Source organism: Cellulomonas sp. PhB150, from assembly GCF_003755175.1.
Taxonomy (GTDB): Bacteria; Actinomycetota; Actinomycetes; order Actinomycetales; family Cellulomonadaceae; genus Cellulomonas.
This window is the reverse complement of sequence record NZ_RKHX01000003.1, coordinates 1-15,332: the sequence shown is the minus strand read 5'-3', so window position 1 is coordinate 15,332 and position 15,332 is coordinate 1. Positions and strand designations below refer to the sequence as shown.

The window sequence follows — 15,332 nt, the reverse complement described above, 5'->3', positions numbered from 1 at the left end:
CACACCGGCGGGCGCGTGACCGATGGGTAGGACATCGAGGGCCCACGGACGGGCCCTGCGGCACCAGCCGCACCGCACCAAGGACGGGTACCTGCCGTGATCGTCGTGACGCGCCTGACGGGCGCCCAGTTCGGGGTCAACCCCGACCTCATCCAGCGTGTCGACAGCGCGCCGGACACGATCCTGACGCTCATCGACGGCACCAAGTACATCGTCGCGGAGCCGATGCTCGAGGTCATCGGCCGCATCAACGAGCACCGCGCGGCCGTGCTGGCCCGCTCCCAGGACATCCGGACCGCTCCCCGCATGGAGCTGGTCCCTGACCCGAGCGACGAGTCCGACGACCACGACGACGAGCTCGCCCCGCCCCTGCCCCTGCGACCGAGGAGTGTGTGATGGATCCGGCCGGCCTGATCGGCATCGGCATCGCGTTCGTCGCGATCTTCGGTGCGCTGTTCCTCGAGGGCGCGGACCCGATGTCCATCATGCTGCCCGCGCCGCTGATGCTCGTCTGGCTGGGCACGATCGGCGTCGGCATCGCCGGGCACACGCTCAAGGACGTCAAGGGCTCCTTCGCGGCCGTGCCGCGCGCGCTGCGGAGCAAGGCGCCCGACCCGGCGACCACCGTCGAGACCGTCGTCGGCCTGGCCGACCGCGCACGCCGCGAGGGGCTGCTCTCGCTCGAGGACGCGGCACGCACCATCGACGACGAGTTCCTGCGCAACGGGTTGCAGGCCGCGATCGACGGCACGGACCCCGAGGACCTGCGGATCATCCTCGAGGACCGGATCGCGACCAAGCGCGCGAGCGACCGGGTGCACTCCAAGTACTTCGCCGACATGGGCGGCTACGCGCCGACGATCGGGATCATCGGCACGGTCATCTCCCTCGTGCACGTGCTCGAGAACCTGTCCGAGCCCGCCGAGCTGGGCCACTCCATCGCCGCGGCCTTCGTCGCGACGCTGTGGGGCATCCTGTCCGCCAACGTCATCTGGCTGCCCCTGGGCGCCCGCATCAAGCGGATCTCCGACCTCGAGTGCCAGCAGATGGAGGTCACCCTCGAGGGCCTGCTGGCCGTCCAGGCCGGCGCCAACCCCCGCCTGGTGGGGGAGCGGCTGCGCAGCCTGCTGCCGCCCGCGGCGGCCGAGAAGAAGGCCGCGGCGTGAGCGCGCACGCGGGCCGGGGCCGCGGACGGCGCAGCGGTGGCCACGAGGAGGAGCACGTCAACCACGAGCGGTGGCTCGTGTCCTACTCGGACATGATCACGGTGCTCATGGCGCTGTTCATCGTGCTGTTCGCGATCAGCCAGGTGGACCAGGACAAGTACATCGCGCTGCGGGACTCGCTCAGCGCCGGCTTCCAGGACCAGACCGGCACCGAGTCCGTCCTGGACGGCTCCAACGGCACGCTCACCGGGGACAGCGTCGTGCCCGACGCGACCCAGGTGCAGGGCACCGCCGGACTGGTCACCGCGGACGCCGAGCTCGGGACGCAGGGCGCCAGCCCCACGACCGCGCCGGACGACGCCGTCGACCCTGACGTGCTCGCCGCCGCCCAGAAGGAGGCGGCGCACCTGAAGGACCTGCGCGACAAGATCGAGGCGCAGCTCGCCGCGAGCCACCTGGGCGACGCCGTGCGCTTCCGGATCGACGAGCGCGGCCTGGTGCTGGGGCTCGTCGCCGACGACGTGTTCTTCGCCGCCGCGAGCGCCGACCTGACCCCCGTGGCCCGCGAGGTGCTCGACGTGGCGGGCCCGATGCTGCGCCGCGTCGACGAGCAGATCTCGGTCGAGGGCCACGCCAACGTGCTCCCCGTCTCCGGGCGCTACGCGACCAACTGGGAGCTCTCGGCGGACCGCGCCACCCAGGTGCTGCGGCACCTGGTGGAGAAGGACCGCCTGCCCGGCAAGCGGATCATGGCCGTCGGCTACGGCGACGAGCGCCCGCTCCAGGCCGGTCACGACGACGAGGCCCTCGAGGCCAACCGCCGCGTCGACCTCGTCGTCCTGTCCAGCGCCCCCGAGGCCGTCCGGGCCCTGCTGCCCGCCCTGAGCAAGGAGTAGTCGGATGCCCATCGAGCAGCGCGTCGTGTCCGGTCCGAAGATCGGCGGCAAGATCGGCGGCGGGGCGGGTGCCCCGCAGACCGAGGCGGAGCCGGCCGCGGAGACGAAGAAGTCGAAGAAGAAGCTCGTCCTGGTGCTCGTGCCGGTCGTGCTCGTCGTCCTCGCCGCGGCGTGGTTCTTCCTGCTGCGCCCGTCCGGCCCCGCCGAGCCCGCCGCCGAGCCCACGCCCGAGCCCGGCGAGGTGCTGACCGTCGAGCCCGTGAGCCTCAACCTCGAGGGCGGCCACTACCTGCGCCTGGGCCTGGCCCTCCAGCTGACCACCGACGTGACCGAGGCACCGGACCCGTCGAAGGCGGTCGACCACGCGATCGCGCTGTTCTCCGGACGCTCCGTCGAGGAGGTCTCGGACCCGAAGTCCCGCGAGAAGCTGCGCGACCAGCTCGCCCACGAGCTGTCCGAGGCGTACGAGGGCGAGGTGATGGGGGTCTACCTGACGAACTACGTCACGCAGTAGCCGGCACGGCCGGTCGTTCACTGGCGCCACGGAGGGCGCCGCACCGCTCCGCCGGGTCCCGCACCGGGACCCGAACCCACCCATGGAGGGTGGGCCGGAGAAGAAGTCCCGAGCGATCGCTCACAACGCCCGCGCGCCCGCCGATGGGTGGCTCGTGACCGACCAGGACGCCCCCGCCGTGACCGCCAACGGCGTACCCGATGCCGGCGGCGTGCCCACGCCCCGCCGCGCGCGCAGCACGCAGGTCGACACCTACGACTTCCGCCGCCCGCTCACGCTCGTGCGCGAGCACGCGCGCCACCTCGAGATGGCCTTCGAGCGGTTCGCGCGCCAGTTCGGCAACCAGCTGACCGCGCGCCTGCGCGTGGTCAGCCACCTCGCGTTCGAGCAGGTCGCGCTCCAGACGTACGACGAGTACGTCAACCTCCTGCCGAGCCCCACCGCGATGGTCCTCTGCACCGTCGAGCACAGCCGCCAGACCGCCGTGGTGCAGCTTCCCGTGGGCGCCACGATGGTGTGGATCGACTACCTCTTCGGCGGGGACGGTCGCGGCGACGAGCGCGAGGGCCGCGAGCTCACCGAGATCGAGCTCACGCTCGTCCGTGACCTCCTGCAGCACTCGCTGGCCGACCTCGAGTACGCGTTCGCGGGCCTGACCCGGCTCGGCGTCACCGTGCAGGGCGTGCAGTACAACCCCCAGTTCGTGCAGGCCACGGGCGCCTCGGAGACCGTGCTCGTCGCCTCGTTCACGCTGCGCGTGGGCGAGCGCGAGGACGCCGTCACGTTCATGCTGCCCGCCGACACGATGCTCGCCGCGCTGCACGCGGCCGACGGCGCCATCGCCCACTCCGCCGAGGACCGGCAGGCGGCCGCGGCCGCGCACGCCGACCTCGAGCTCGCCGTGCAGGGCGTGCCGGTCCGCGTCGGCGTGCAGTTCGCCCCCGTGACCGTCCACCCCCGCGACGTCCTGTCGCTGCAGGTCGGCGACGTCCTGCCCCTGTCCCACCCGTCGTCGACCCCGCTGGACGTGGTCGTCGACGGGGTCGTGCTCGCCCGGGCCGCCATCGGCAGCCACGGACCACGGCTCGCGTGCCGTGTCGTCACCGTCGAGGAGATCCCCGCATGAACACCCTCAGCCCCGCCGTCGCCCCCGGCGACCTCGGTACCGCCCAGCTCGCCGAGCGCGCCGCTCGTGCCGCGGCCGCGCTCGTGCCGTCGACCATGCCGCTGACGGTCGTCGTCGCGCGCGACGCCGACGTCCCGGCGGGAGCCGTGGCCGTCGTCGCGACCCTGGTCGGCGCCCCGAGCGCGGACCTCGTGCTCGTGGCCTCGGACGTGCTCGGCGACGTCACGGCCGCCGCCGGCGGCTCGCTCACGGTGCTCGACGCCCTGCGCCCCGCGCTCGAGGCCGCCGGCCGCGAGGTCGGCGCGGGCGTGCTCGAGGCGAGCCGCACCGAGGAGGCGGGTGCCGCGACCGGCGGCGCCGAGGTGCTCGCGCTGCAGGACGACGGCCGGACGGTCGCGTGGTTCGCGCTGCGCGTGCGCGGCCAGGCCCCCGCCCCCGCCCGCGCCGCGGTGCCCTCCCAGCGCGGCACCAGCATGCGGATGCTCTACGACGTCGAGATGACGCTGACGGCCGAGATCGGCCGCACGACGCTGCCCGTCCGCCAGGTGCTCGAGCTCACGCCCGGCACCGTCCTCGAGCTCGACCGTGCGGCCGGTGCGGCCGCCGACGTCATGGTCAACGGCCGGCTCATCGCCCGCGGCGAGGTCGTCGTCGTCGACGAGGCCTACGGCATCCGCGTCACGGAGATCGTGTACGACGAGGACGCCGCGCGCTGATGGACACCGTCATGCTCGCCGCGCGGGTCCTCCTGTCGCTCGCGTGCGTGATCGGGCTCATCTGGTTCGCCGGTCGGCGGCTGGGCGGGCCGCGACGCGTCCGTGCCCAGCGCGAGGCCGAGGTGCGCCTGGTGGGCAAGCAGTCCGTGAGCCGCCACTCGGGTGTCGCGGTCGTCGCGGTGGGCAACCGCCGCCTGCTGGTCGGCTACGGCGACCAGCAGGTCACGATGCTCACCGAGCTCGCGCCCGTCGTCGAGGCCGCACCGGCACCGGCGCCGGCGCCGGCCAAGCCCCGCGTCCCGGCCGTCCCCGTCCCGCGCGCCGCGCTCGACGCCGGCCCGACCGCTGTGCCGACCGGCGCGACCGCCGGCCCGCTGCACGGCTCGGTGCTGTCGCCCGAGACCTGGCGCACCCTGGTCAAGACCCTGCAGGACCGGACGGTCCGGCGGTGAGCGCGCGTGCAGCCGCACGCCGGCTGACGGTCGTCGCCGCGCTCGTCGGGATCACCCTGCTGGCCGGGGCGAGCGCCTCGTCGGCCGCACCCACCGACCCGGCCACCCCGACGCCGCCCAGCGCGCCGACGGGCCTCGGCGACAGCGTGACCGTCTCCGTCAACGGCGTGAACGGCACGCCCAGCTCCTCGATCGTCGTCCTGATCGCGATCACGCTCCTGTCCGTCGCCCCGGCGTTCATCCTCATGACGACGAGCTTCACCAAGATCTTCGTCGTCCTGGCCTTCACGCGGAACGCGCTCGGCCTGCAGGGCGTGCCGCCCAACCAGGTCCTCGCCGGGCTCGCGCTCTTCCTCAGCCTGTTCGTCATGTCGCCCGTGCTCTCGGACGTCAACACCGACGGGGTGCAGCCCTACCTCGACGGCACGATGACGTTCTCCCAGGCGGTCGACGCCGGGTCGGCGCCGCTGCGCGAGTTCATGGCGTCGCACACCCGCGAGCAGGACCTCGCGCTGCTCACGCGCGCCGCGGACCGCCCCAACCCGGAGACGCCGCAGGACGTCCCGATGGTCACGCTGGTCCCCGCGTTCCTGCTCTCGGAGCTGCGCTCGGCGTTCATCATGGGCTTCGTCATCTTCGTGCCGTTCCTGGTCATCGACCTGGTGGTCTCGGCGTCGCTGATGTCGATGGGCATGATGATGCTGCCGCCGGTGATGATCTCGCTCCCGTTCAAGCTGCTGCTGTTCGTGCTCGTCGACGGCTGGGGCCTGGTGGTCACCTCGCTCGTCGGCTCGTACACGGGCGGTGGCTAGTGGACACCGCGGCGGTCCTCGACGTGGGCCTCGACGCGCTCGTGCTCGCGGCCAAGCTGTCCGCGCCCGTGCTGGTCACGGCGCTGGTCGTCGGCTTCATCGTCTCGCTCGTGCAGTCGGTGACGCAGATCCAGGAGGTCACGCTCAGCTTCGTGCCCAAGGCGCTGGCCGCGGGCGTCGCGCTGCTGGTCTGCGGGCACTGGATGATCTCCGAGCTCGTGAGCTTCACGCACGACCTGTTCGCGCGCATCCCGTCCCTGGTGGGCGGCTGACGTGGGACCCGTGGCGCTGACGCTCCCGCTGGCCGGGATCGAGACGGTGATGCTCGCGAGCGTGCGGTTCGCCGCGTTCCTCGTCATCGCGCCGCCGTTCGCGCACCGCGCGGTGCCGGGCACCGTCAAGGTGGGGCTCGCGATGGCGCTCGCGCTCGCGGTCTCGCCCCGGCTCGACCCGCTGCCCTCGGACACCACGGGGGCGTTCCTCGGCGCGCTCGTCGTGCAGGCCGTCGTCGGCGGCGCGCTCGGCTTCCTCGTCTCGCTCGTGTTCTCCGCCGTGCAGTCGGCGGGTGCGCTCATCGACCTGGCGGGCGGGTTCCAGATGGCCACCGCCTTCGACCCGCTGGGCATGACCAGCGGCGCACCCTTCCAGCGGCTCTACCAGATGGCCGCGCTCGTGCTGCTGTTCGCGACCGATGCCTACCAGGTCGTCATCGCCGGGATGGTCCGCTCGTTCGACGCCCTGCCGCTGGGCGCGATGCTCGACACGGCGGCGCTCGCCGACGCGCTCACCACCGGGATCACCCAGATGTTCCTGTCCGCGCTGCAGATCGCCGGCCCGCTCGTCGTCGTGCTCTTCCTCGCCGACGCCGGGCTCGGCCTGCTCACGCGCGTCGCGCCCGCGCTCAACGCCTTCGCCCTCGGCTTCCCGCTGAAGATCCTGCTGACCCTCACGCTCGGCGGCTTCGCGTTCGTCGGGCTGCCGGCCGTGGTCCAGGGCCTTACCGGCCGCTCCGTCACCCAGATGCTGGGGGTGCTGCCGTGAGCGAGGACAAGTCGGAGAAGGCGACCCCGCAGCGGATGAAGGAGGTCCACCGCAAGGGTCAGCTGGGACGCTCGCAGGACCTCGCGGCGTGGCTCGGACTCGGTGCGGCCGTCCTGATGATCCCGACGACCATCTCGCGCGGGCAGGCGGCCGCGGTCGACCAGCTCGCGCAGGTGCGGGACGTGGCACGCGACCCCAGCGCGGCCGCGGCCGTCGCGGTGCTGCGCGACGGGCTCGCGAGCGTGCTCACCACGCTCGCACCGCTGTTCGTGGTCGCCGTGCTCGTGACGCTCGCGGTCGGCCTGGCCCAGGGCGGCTGGCGCCCGCGCCGGTTCCGCCTGCACGTCGACCAGCTCAACCCCGTCAAGGGCGTCAAGCGGCTCGTCGGCGCGCAGGCGTGGTGGCAGGGGATCAAGACGCTGCTCAAGACGGCCGTTGTCGGCGTCGTCCTGTACGTGTCCGTGCAGGCGCTGGTGCCCCTCGTCGTCGGCTCGGGACGGCTGCCGCTGTCGCACCTGCTCGGTGAGGCCGCCCGCGGCACGCAGGCCCTGCTGCGCTGGGGCATCGCGGCCGGCGTCCTGCTGGCCGTGCTCGACGTCGTCGTCGTCATGCGCCGCAACCGCAAGCAGACCCGCATGTCGCTCAAAGAGGTCAAGGACGAGCACAAGCGCACCGAGGGGGACCCCATGCTCAAGGGCGCGATCCGCTCCAAGCAGATGGCGATGAGCCGCAACCGGATGATGGCCGAGGTGGCCGGCGCGGACGTCGTGCTCGTCAACCCCACGCACGTCGCCGTCGCGCTGCGGTACGAGCCCGGCACGGGCGCCCCGCGCGTCGTGGCCAAGGGCGCGGGCGTGGTGGCCGCCAAGATGCGCGCCGCCGCGTCGGAGAACCAGGTCCCGATGGTCGAGGACGTGCCGCTGGCGCGCGCGCTGCACGCGGCCTGCGAGCTCGGGCAGGAGATCCCCGCCCACCTGTTCACCGCCGTGGCCCGCGTGCTCGCGTTCGTCATGGCGCTGCGCCGACGCGGCGCGGCCACCGGCCAGCACCGCCTGCAGGGCGGCTCCGCGCTCCCCGCCGACGACACCACCGACCACCGGGCCGCCGCACGCGCGGCCCGCCGCACGCCGGCCCGCGCCGGCGCGACCCCGAAGGCCCAGCCATGAAGAACCGGTCCCTCGCCCCCATGGCCGTGCCCGCGGGCGTCGTCGGCATCGTGCTCATGCTCGTCGTGCCGCTGCCGGCAGCCCTGCTCGACGTCCTCATCGCGGTGAACATCACCGCGTCGCTCGTCATCCTCCTGACCAGCATGTACGTCAAGCGGCCGCTCGACTTCTCGGTGTTCCCGTCGCTGATCCTGGTGTTCACCCTGTTCCGGCTCGGGCTCAACGTCGCCTCGACCCGGCTGGTCCTGCGCGACGGGTACGCGGGTCAGGTCATCGACGCGTTCGGCCACTTCGTGGTGGGCGGCTCGCTCGTGATCGGCCTCGTGATCTTCCTGATCCTCGTGGTCATCCAGTTCGTCGTCATCACCAACGGCGCAGGCCGCGTCGCGGAGGTCGGCGCGCGGTTCACGCTCGACGCGATGCCCGGCAAGCAGATGGCCATCGACGCCGACCTCAACTCCGGCCTCATCGACGAGGACCAGGCCCGCCGCCGACGTGCCGACGTCGCCGCGGAGGCCGACTTCTACGGCGCGATGGACGGCGGGTCGAAGTTCGTCAAGGGCGACGCGATCGCCGGCATCGTCATCACCGTCATCAACCTCATCGGCGGCTTCGTCATCGGCATGCTGCAGATGGGCATGTCGCCGGCCGAGGCGCTCGAGCGGTTCAGCCTGCTCACGATCGGCGACGGCCTGGTCACGCAGATCCCGGCGCTCCTGCTGTCCGTGTCCACGGGCATCGTCGTGACGCGCGCGACCGCCGAGGGCGACATGGGCTCGGCCGCGGCCAAGCAGCTCACGCAGTCGCGCAACGCCCTGCTGATCGCCGGCGGCGGCGCGGTCAGCCTCGCGCTGCTGCCCGGCATGCCCAAGCTCCCGTTCCTGCTGGTCGGCTGCCTCCTGATCGTCGTCGCGCAGCGCACCAAGGCGACCCAGGCGCGCGAGGAGAGGGCGGCCCTCACGCCCGCCGCCCCCGCGGCCGCGCCGTCCGCCGACACCCCCGAGCAGCTCATCGAGCAGATGCGGGTGCACACGCTGGAGATCCTGCTCGCACCGGACCTCGTCGACCTCGTCGGCGAGGGACCGGAGCAGGACCTGCTCGCCCGCGTGCGGGGGCTGCGGCGCAAGACGGCGCTCGAGCTCGGCATCGTCGTCCCGCCCGTCCGGACGCGCGACAGCGTGGACCTGCCGCCCGCGACCTACGCCGTGCGGATCGCCGGCGTCGAGGTCGGCCGCGGCCAGGCGCCCGCGGGTCGCGTCCTCGCGCTGGGCGACGACCTCGCCGCGCTGCCCGGCTCCGTGGTGCAGGAGCCCGTGTTCGGCCTGGCCGGCAAGTGGGTGCCGGCCGAGCTGCGGCACGCGGCGGAGATGACGGGGGCGACCGTCGTCGACCGGGTGTCCGTGCTCATCACGCACCTGGGGGCACTCATCAACCAGAACGCGGCGCGCCTGCTGGGCCGCGAGGACGTGCGGGTGCTGACCGAGGGGATCAAGCGCGTGAACCCCTCGGTCGTCGAGGAGCTCGTCCCCACGCTGCTCTCGCTCGGCGAGGTGCAGCGCGTGCTGCAGGGGCTGCTCACCGAGGAGGTGCCGATCCGCGACCTCGGCCGGATCTACGAGGCGCTCACGCTCCGCGCCCGCGCCGGGACGGACCCCGAGGGGCTCGTCGAGGCGGCCCGCGGCGCGCTCGGACCCGCGCTGTCCGCGCCCTACGTGCAGGACGGCGCGCTGCGGGTCGTCACGCTCGAGCCGATGCTCGAGCAGCAGCTCGTCGAGTCCGTCCGACCCGCCGAGCACGGCACGCAGCTGCTCGTGGACCCGTCGCGCGTCGAGCTCGTGCTCGCCCAGCTGCGCGAGGCCGTCGCGCACGCCGAGGCCGCCGGGCGGACGGTCGTCCTGGTGTGCGCGCCGACCATCCGGCCCGCGCTGCGCCGCCTGGTCGCGCTCGGGCTGCCGCGCCTGCCGGTGCTGTCCTACGGCGAGGTCACCGGCGCGGGCGTCACGATGGAGACCGTCGGGGTGGTGAGCAGTGGGCACGCGGTTGCTGCTTGAGGGCACCGACCTGGCCGCGCTCATGGCCCACGTCCGGGAGGAGCTCGGGGCCGGTGCGAAGGTGGTCCGGGCCGAGCGGGTGCGTACGGGCGGCGTGGCCGGGTTCTTCGCGCGCGAGCACTTCGAGCTCACGGTCGAGGTGCCCGAGCCGGTCGCACCGCGTCCGCGCGCGAGCCGGGTCGACGCCGGGCTCGAGGACCTGCTGGACGCCGCCGACGCGTCGGACTCCGCCGCGTCCGCCGACGACGGCCGGCCCGAGGTCTCCACGGGCGGACCAGCCTTCGCGGACGTGCTCGAGCAGGTCCGCGCGCTCGTCGGCGAGTCCCGCACGGAGCCGCGCCCCGCGCCGCCCGAGGTGCTCCGTGCAGCTCCCGACGAGCCCCCGACCGACCTGGCGGACCGGCTGACCACCCTGGGCGTGCCGCCGCGCCTGCTCGTCGACAGGCCGCGCACGCTCTCGCAGGCCCTCGCGGCCGTCCCGGTGGCAGCCGACCCCGACCGCAGCCCCGGCTCCGTGCTCGCGGTCGTCGGCGCGGCCGGGGACGTCGACGCGGTCGCGACGCTGCTCGCCGAGCGCCTGCACCTCGACGCCGCCGCGGTCGTCCCCGCGGGCACCCCGACCGCCCGGCCCGCCGTGCCCCGCCCGCGCAGCGGCGCCGGCCGGGTGCGGCCGACGGGGCCCGACGAGGCCGCGCGCTGGCGCGAGGTGGCGGCGCGCGCACCCCACCCGTGGGTGGTCGCGCTCGCGGTGGCGCCCGACGCGGACGAGCGGTCGACCGCCGCCGAAATCCTGCGCGTCCTCGGCCCGGACCAGGCGTGGGCGGTCGTCGACGCGCGCACCAAGACCGTCGACGCGCGCGCGTGGATGGCGTCGCTCGGCGTGTTCGACGCGGTCGCCGTGCGCGGCGCGTTCGACACCACCGAGCCGGGCAGCGTGCTCGACCTCGGGGTCCCGGTCGCCTGGCTCGACGGCATCCCGGCGTCGACCGCCGCGTGGGCCGCGCTCCTCGACCGCGCGCTGGGCGGCCTGGGACGCTGGGACTGAGTCCGGGCGGTAGTGTCGCGGCATGCTCGTGCTCAGCCGCCGCGTCGGCGAACGCCTGGTGATCGGTGACGGGATCGTCGTCACGGTCATCGAGGTCCGAGGCGACGGCGTCCGGCTCGGCATCGACGCCCCCCGCTCGGTCCGCGTCCACCGCGCCGAGGTGCTCGAGGCCGTCGAGGCCGCGAACGTCGACGCCGCCGCTGCCGACGACGACGCGGTCGCGGACCTGCGCCGCCTCGTGGCGCCCACCCTCCCCGACTCCTCAGGAGACCCCCTCCCCGACCGATGAGGGGATAGCCGGAGCGGTACCCGTCAACGCCCGGTGGGGAGGGCGTTGTGGAGGACATCGACGAGATCGTCCGCGAGTTCCTGGTCGAGAGTCACGAGAATCTCGACCAGCTGGACCGTGACCTCGTGGCGCTCGAGGAGCACCCGGGATCGCGCGAGCTGCTGAGCAGCGTGTTCCGCACGATCCACACCATCAAGGGCACGAGCGGCTTCCTCGCGTTCGGCCGGCTGGAGCAGCTCACCCACGTGGGCGAGAACCTGCTGGTCGAACTGCGGGACGGCAAGCGTTCCATGGACCAGCCGACGACCGACGTGCTGCTGCGCATGGTCGACACCGTGCGCGACCTGCTGGGCGCGATCGAGCGCACCGGCGGCGAGGGCGACGTCGACGTCGAGGCGGCCCGTGCCGCGCTCGTCGCGGTGCAGGAGGGCGTGCTGCCGGAGGCGACTGCTGCGGCGGTAGCCGAGCCGGAGCCGGTCGCCGAGCCGGAGCCGGTGGCCGTGCCCACCCCGACGCCCGCCCCCGCCGCCGTCCTGCCCACCCCCCGCGCGCCCGAGCCGCCGGCCCCGGCGGCGCCGCCCACCGCGGCCCCGTCGAGCCTCGACGACACCGGCACCCTGCGCGGCGCGGCCGACTCCTCGATCCGGGTGGACGTCGAGCTGCTCGACTCGCTCATGCGGCAGGTCGGCGAGCTGGTGCTGGCACGCAACCGGATCAGCCGCCTCGCGTCGTCGGCCCAGGACGTCGACCTGGCGCGGTCCGCGCAGCAGCTCAACCTCATCGCCTCGGAGCTGCAGGAGGGCGTCATGCGCACCCGCATGCAGCCCATCGAGCACGTGTGGTCGAAGATGCCGCGCGTCGTGCGTGACCTGGCGGCGCTGTGCGGCCGCGAGGTGCGCCTCGAGATGGTCGGCGGCGACACCGAGCTCGACCGCGGCCTGCTCGAGGCCGTCAAGGACCCGCTCACGCACCTGGTCCGCAACGCGGTCGACCACGGCATCGAGTCGCCCGCGGACCGCGTCGCCACCGGCAAGGCGCCCGCCGGCCTGCTCGAGCTGCGTGCCTCGCACGCCGGTGGCCAGGTGTCGGTCGAGGTCCGCGACGACGGCCGGGGCATCGACCCCGAGGTCGTCGCCGCGAAGGCCGTCGCCAAGGGCCTGCGAACCGCCGACCAGGTGGCCGCGATGAGCGCGAACGAGCTGCTCCAGCTGCTGTTCCTGCCCGGTTTCTCGACGGCCGAGAAGGTCACCAACGTCTCCGGCCGCGGCGTCGGCATGGACGTGGTCCGCACCCGGATCGAGTCGATCGGCGGGACGGTCGACGTCGAGTCCACCGTCGGCGCCGGGACCGTGTGGCGGCTGCGCATCCCGCTGACGCTGGCGATCATGCCGTCGCTGTCCGTGGAGTGCTCCGGGGACCTGTACGCGCTGCCGCAGGTGCACGTGGTCGAGCTCGTCGCGCTGGACACCCAGCGCTCGGACGCGGGCGTCGAGTACGTGCACGCGGCTCCGGTCTACCGGCTGCGCGGCGAGCTGCTGCCGCTGGTGTCGCTGGCCGGTGCGCTGGGCGTCGAGGCGACCACGCCCGAGGCGGAGTCCGTGATCGCGGTCGTGCAGGCGGACCAGCAGCGCTTCGGCCTGCTCGTCGACCGCGTGCTGACCACCGAGGAGATCGTCGTCACGCCGCTCGCCAGCCGCCTCAAGGCGATCGGCGTCTACTCCGGCGCCACCGTGCTGGGTGACGGGCGGGTCGCGCTCATCCTCGACGTGCAGGCCATCGCCCGCCGCTCGCTGGTGCGTGACCCGGAGCTCGCCGCGCGCGTCGCGGCGGAGAGCCGGGCCGCCGTGAAGGTGCAGACCGAGCAGGTGCTGGTCGCCGGGATCGGGGGCGGGCGCCGCGTGGCGATGCCCCTTGCGTCGGTCGCGCGGCTCGAGCACGTGCGGGCCGACCAGGTCGAGCTCGTCGGCGGTCGCGAGGTCGTCCAGTACCGCGGCACGATCCTCCCGCTCGCGCGGCTGGACCGCGTGCTCGGCACCTACGCCCGCGAGTCCGACGAGCTGCTGCTCGTGGTCTACACGCGCGCCGGCCGGTCGGTCGGCCTCGTGGTCGAGGAGATCGTCGACATCGTCGAGGACGAGGTCGGGCGGCACTCGAGCATCGACGACGCGGGCCTGACCGGCTCGACCGTGCTGGGCGACCGTGTCACCGAGCTGCTCGACGTCCGCGCAGCCGTGCTGGCCGCCGACCGCGACTTCTACGCCGAGGACCCGTTCCTCGCGCTCGCCGACACCGCCGACCTCGTGGGAGCCACCCGATGAGCAGCTACGTCACGTTCACGGTCGACGACGGGCTCTACGGCGTCGACGTCCAGCGGGTCCAGGAGGCGCTGCGGGCCCAGACGCGCACGCGCGTGCCGCTCGCCCCGGAGGGCGTCTCCGGCCTCGTGAACCTGCGCGGCCAGGTGGTGCTCACCGTCGACCTGCGGCCCCGGCTGGGGCTGCCGCCGCTGGGGGAGGGGGCCGAGCAGATGATGGTCGTCGTCCAGGTGGGCGGGGAGACCGTGAGCCTCCTGGTCGACGAGATCGGCGACGTCGTCGACGTCGAGCCGGGACGCGTGGAGGCGCCGCCGGACACCCTCGACGTCGCCATCAGGCCCCTCATCCGCTCGGCCTGCACGCTCGACGACCGGCTCCTGCTGGTCCTCGACGTCGACGAGGCCGCCGCAGCCTGATCTCACCCGTCGTCCCGCGTGATCACGCGGCACGACCCCTCACACCCGCGTCGCGACGACCGATCGGTCGGTCGACGACGGACCTTGGAGAAGGAGCCACTTCCATGAGCACCACGACCACCGCACCCGGCGGACCCGCGCAGCACCGGCGGGCCGCCTGGTTCTCCGACCGTTCGGTCCAGACCAAGATCCTCACGGTCTTCGCCCTCCTGGGCGCGGTCGCCGTGGCGTCGGGCCTCTACGCGATCTCGTCGCTCAACTCCTCCAAGAGCGACCTGCAGACGCTGTCGTCGATCCAGGAGAGCATCTCCGACGTCCGCAACGCGATCCACCAGGACCAGCTCAAGGTGCGGATGATCATCGCGCAGATCGGCGCGTCGACCACGAACGAGGACCGACGCAGCTGGAACAACCAGCTCGACGCGACCGACTCGGCGATCAACGACAACATCGACGCCTACTCCGCCACGGAGGCCGGGTCCTCGGAGTCGTGGAAGGCGTTCGAGACGGACTACGCGGCGTGGATCAAGATCCGCGACGAGCAGTACGTGCCGGCCGCGATGAGCGGCAATGACGTCGCCTACAGCGACATCCGCGACGACATCGCACAGCCGGCCATCGAGGCGTACGTCGCCGACCTGGACGCCGTCGCGACCGAGATCACCGCGTACGTCGCGGACGTCGCCGACACCGCGACGACGCGCACCGCCCACGCCACCACGATCCTGACAGTGAGCCTCGCGGTCGCGCTCCTGGTCTCGCTCGCGCTCGGCTACGTCGTGACCCGCAACATCCGCCGTGCCGTGGCCCGCGTGCAGGTCTCGCTCGAGGCGATGGCCGCCGGCGACTTCACCGTCAGGGCCGAGGCCACGTCGCGCGACGAGCTCGGCCGGATGGCCGAGGCCCTCGGCGCGGCCCAGGCCGCGGTCCGCGAGACGCTCGCGGGCGTGGTGGACACCGCGCAGACGGTCGCCGCGGCGGCCGAGGAGCTGTCGGCGGCGTCCAACCAGGTCGGCTCCTCGCAGGAGGAGACGAGTGCGCAGGCGGGTGTGGTGGCTGCTGCTGCGGAGCAGGTGTCGCGCAACGTGCAGGCGGTTGCTGCGGGTGCGGAGCAGATGGGTGCCTCGATCCGGGAGATCGCGCAGAACGCGACGGATGCGGCGAAGGTGGCGGGTCAGGCGACGGTGGTTGCTGCCTCGACGAATGACACGGTGGCGAAGCTGGGTGCGTCCTCGCAGGAGATCGGGAACGTGGTGAAGGTGATCACGTCGATCGCGGAGCAGACGAACTTGTTGGCGTTGAACGCGACGATCGAGGCTGCTCGTGC

The 15,332-nt window shown here is 73.5% G+C and carries 17 protein-coding genes; all 17 read left to right on the top strand.

The features are described from left to right. The first annotated feature begins 96 nt into the window (after window positions 1-96). Window positions 97-396: a flagellar FlbD family protein gene (locus EDF34_RS10430; RefSeq protein ID WP_123371393.1), complete on the top strand. Its 300-nt coding sequence runs from the start codon at window positions 97-99 to the stop codon at window positions 394-396. Further along, window positions 396-1,166 (top strand): motility protein A, encoded by a 771-nt coding sequence (locus tag EDF34_RS10425; protein ID WP_123371391.1) that lies wholly within the window; start codon window positions 396-398, stop codon window positions 1,164-1,166. Before EDF34_RS10430 ends, EDF34_RS10425 begins: the two co-directional genes overlap by 1 nt. Next, window positions 1,163-2,062, top strand: coding sequence for a flagellar motor protein MotB (locus tag EDF34_RS10420; protein ID WP_123371390.1), 900 nt, complete (start codon window positions 1,163-1,165; stop codon window positions 2,060-2,062). Before EDF34_RS10425 ends, EDF34_RS10420 begins: the two co-directional genes overlap by 4 nt. Window positions 2,063-2,066: 4 nt before the next feature. Continuing rightward, window positions 2,067-2,576: a flagellar basal body-associated protein FliL gene (fliL, locus tag EDF34_RS10415; RefSeq protein WP_123371388.1), complete on the top strand. Its 510-nt coding sequence runs from the start codon at window positions 2,067-2,069 to the stop codon at window positions 2,574-2,576. 154 nt (window positions 2,577-2,730) lie between these two features. Beyond that, window positions 2,731-3,702 carry a flagellar motor switch protein FliM gene (locus EDF34_RS10410; RefSeq protein WP_233575325.1) on the top strand — a complete coding sequence of 324 codons (972 nt, stop codon included), beginning with the start codon at window positions 2,731-2,733 and terminating at the stop codon, window positions 3,700-3,702. Next, window positions 3,699-4,418 carry a flagellar motor switch protein FliN gene (gene fliN, locus EDF34_RS10405; RefSeq protein ID WP_123371385.1) on the top strand — a complete coding sequence of 240 codons (720 nt, stop codon included), beginning with the start codon at window positions 3,699-3,701 and terminating at the stop codon, window positions 4,416-4,418. Before EDF34_RS10410 ends, fliN begins: the two co-directional genes overlap by 4 nt. Further along, window positions 4,418-4,870 (top strand): flagellar biosynthetic protein FliO, encoded by a 453-nt coding sequence (locus tag EDF34_RS10400; protein ID WP_123371382.1) that lies wholly within the window; start codon window positions 4,418-4,420, stop codon window positions 4,868-4,870. Before fliN ends, EDF34_RS10400 begins: the two co-directional genes overlap by 1 nt. Continuing rightward, window positions 4,867-5,682 (top strand): flagellar type III secretion system pore protein FliP, encoded by an 816-nt coding sequence (fliP, locus tag EDF34_RS10395; protein ID WP_123371381.1) that lies wholly within the window; start codon window positions 4,867-4,869, stop codon window positions 5,680-5,682. The genes EDF34_RS10400 and fliP overlap by 4 nt, the downstream gene beginning before the upstream one ends. Next, the gene (gene fliQ, locus EDF34_RS10390; RefSeq protein ID WP_123371379.1) at window positions 5,682-5,954 is read left to right on the top strand and encodes a flagellar biosynthesis protein FliQ; all 273 of its coding nucleotides are present in this window, start codon (window positions 5,682-5,684) and stop codon (window positions 5,952-5,954) included. Before fliP ends, fliQ begins: the two co-directional genes overlap by 1 nt. A gap of 10 nt (window positions 5,955-5,964) precedes the next feature. After that, window positions 5,965-6,723, top strand: a complete 759-nt coding sequence (locus tag EDF34_RS10385) for a flagellar biosynthetic protein FliR (protein ID WP_123371377.1) — start codon at window positions 5,965-5,967, stop codon at window positions 6,721-6,723. Beyond that, window positions 6,720-7,889 (top strand): flagellar biosynthesis protein FlhB, encoded by a 1,170-nt coding sequence (locus EDF34_RS10380; protein ID WP_199737819.1) that lies wholly within the window; start codon window positions 6,720-6,722, stop codon window positions 7,887-7,889. Before EDF34_RS10385 ends, EDF34_RS10380 begins: the two co-directional genes overlap by 4 nt. Then, window positions 7,886-9,940 (top strand): flagellar biosynthesis protein FlhA, encoded by a 2,055-nt coding sequence (locus EDF34_RS10375; protein WP_123371375.1) that lies wholly within the window; start codon window positions 7,886-7,888, stop codon window positions 9,938-9,940. Before EDF34_RS10380 ends, EDF34_RS10375 begins: the two co-directional genes overlap by 4 nt. Further along, complete coding sequence (locus EDF34_RS10370) at window positions 9,918-10,985, top strand: hypothetical protein (protein ID WP_123371374.1); 1,068 nt, start codon at window positions 9,918-9,920, stop codon at window positions 10,983-10,985. Before EDF34_RS10375 ends, EDF34_RS10370 begins: the two co-directional genes overlap by 23 nt. A gap of 22 nt (window positions 10,986-11,007) precedes the next feature. Next, entirely contained in the window at window positions 11,008-11,274 is a 267-nt protein-coding gene (gene csrA, locus EDF34_RS17980; protein ID WP_123371372.1) for a carbon storage regulator CsrA, read from the top strand. Window positions 11,275-11,321: 47 nt separating this feature from the next. Then, window positions 11,322-13,592 (top strand): chemotaxis protein CheA, encoded by a 2,271-nt coding sequence (locus EDF34_RS10360; RefSeq protein WP_123371370.1) that lies wholly within the window; start codon window positions 11,322-11,324, stop codon window positions 13,590-13,592. After that, window positions 13,589-14,005 (top strand): chemotaxis protein CheW, encoded by a 417-nt coding sequence (locus EDF34_RS10355; RefSeq protein ID WP_123371368.1) that lies wholly within the window; start codon window positions 13,589-13,591, stop codon window positions 14,003-14,005. Before EDF34_RS10360 ends, EDF34_RS10355 begins: the two co-directional genes overlap by 4 nt. 104 nt (window positions 14,006-14,109) lie before the next feature. Continuing rightward, a partial coding sequence (locus tag EDF34_RS10350) for a methyl-accepting chemotaxis protein (RefSeq protein WP_148076613.1) occupies window positions 14,110-15,332 on the top strand: 1,223 nt, incomplete at its 3' end.

What these genes read in the sequence shown, in the direction of transcription:
- fliN (WP_123371385.1), top strand. Translation starts at nt 3,699, where the DNA reads ATGAACACCCTCAGCCCCGCCGTCGCCCCCGGCGACCTCGGTACCGCC.
- EDF34_RS10375 (WP_123371375.1), top strand. Translation starts at nt 7,886, where the DNA reads ATGAAGAACCGGTCCCTCGCCCCCATGGCCGTGCCCGCGGGCGTCGTC.
- fliL (WP_123371388.1), top strand. Translation starts at nt 2,067, where the DNA reads ATGCCCATCGAGCAGCGCGTCGTGTCCGGTCCGAAGATCGGCGGCAAG.
- csrA (WP_123371372.1), top strand. Translation starts at nt 11,008, where the DNA reads ATGCTCGTGCTCAGCCGCCGCGTCGGCGAACGCCTGGTGATCGGTGAC.
- EDF34_RS10425 (WP_123371391.1), top strand. Translation starts at nt 396, where the DNA reads ATGGATCCGGCCGGCCTGATCGGCATCGGCATCGCGTTCGTCGCGATC.
- EDF34_RS10355 (WP_123371368.1), top strand. Translation starts at nt 13,589, where the DNA reads ATGAGCAGCTACGTCACGTTCACGGTCGACGACGGGCTCTACGGCGTC.
- EDF34_RS10400 (WP_123371382.1), top strand. Translation starts at nt 4,418, where the DNA reads ATGGACACCGTCATGCTCGCCGCGCGGGTCCTCCTGTCGCTCGCGTGC.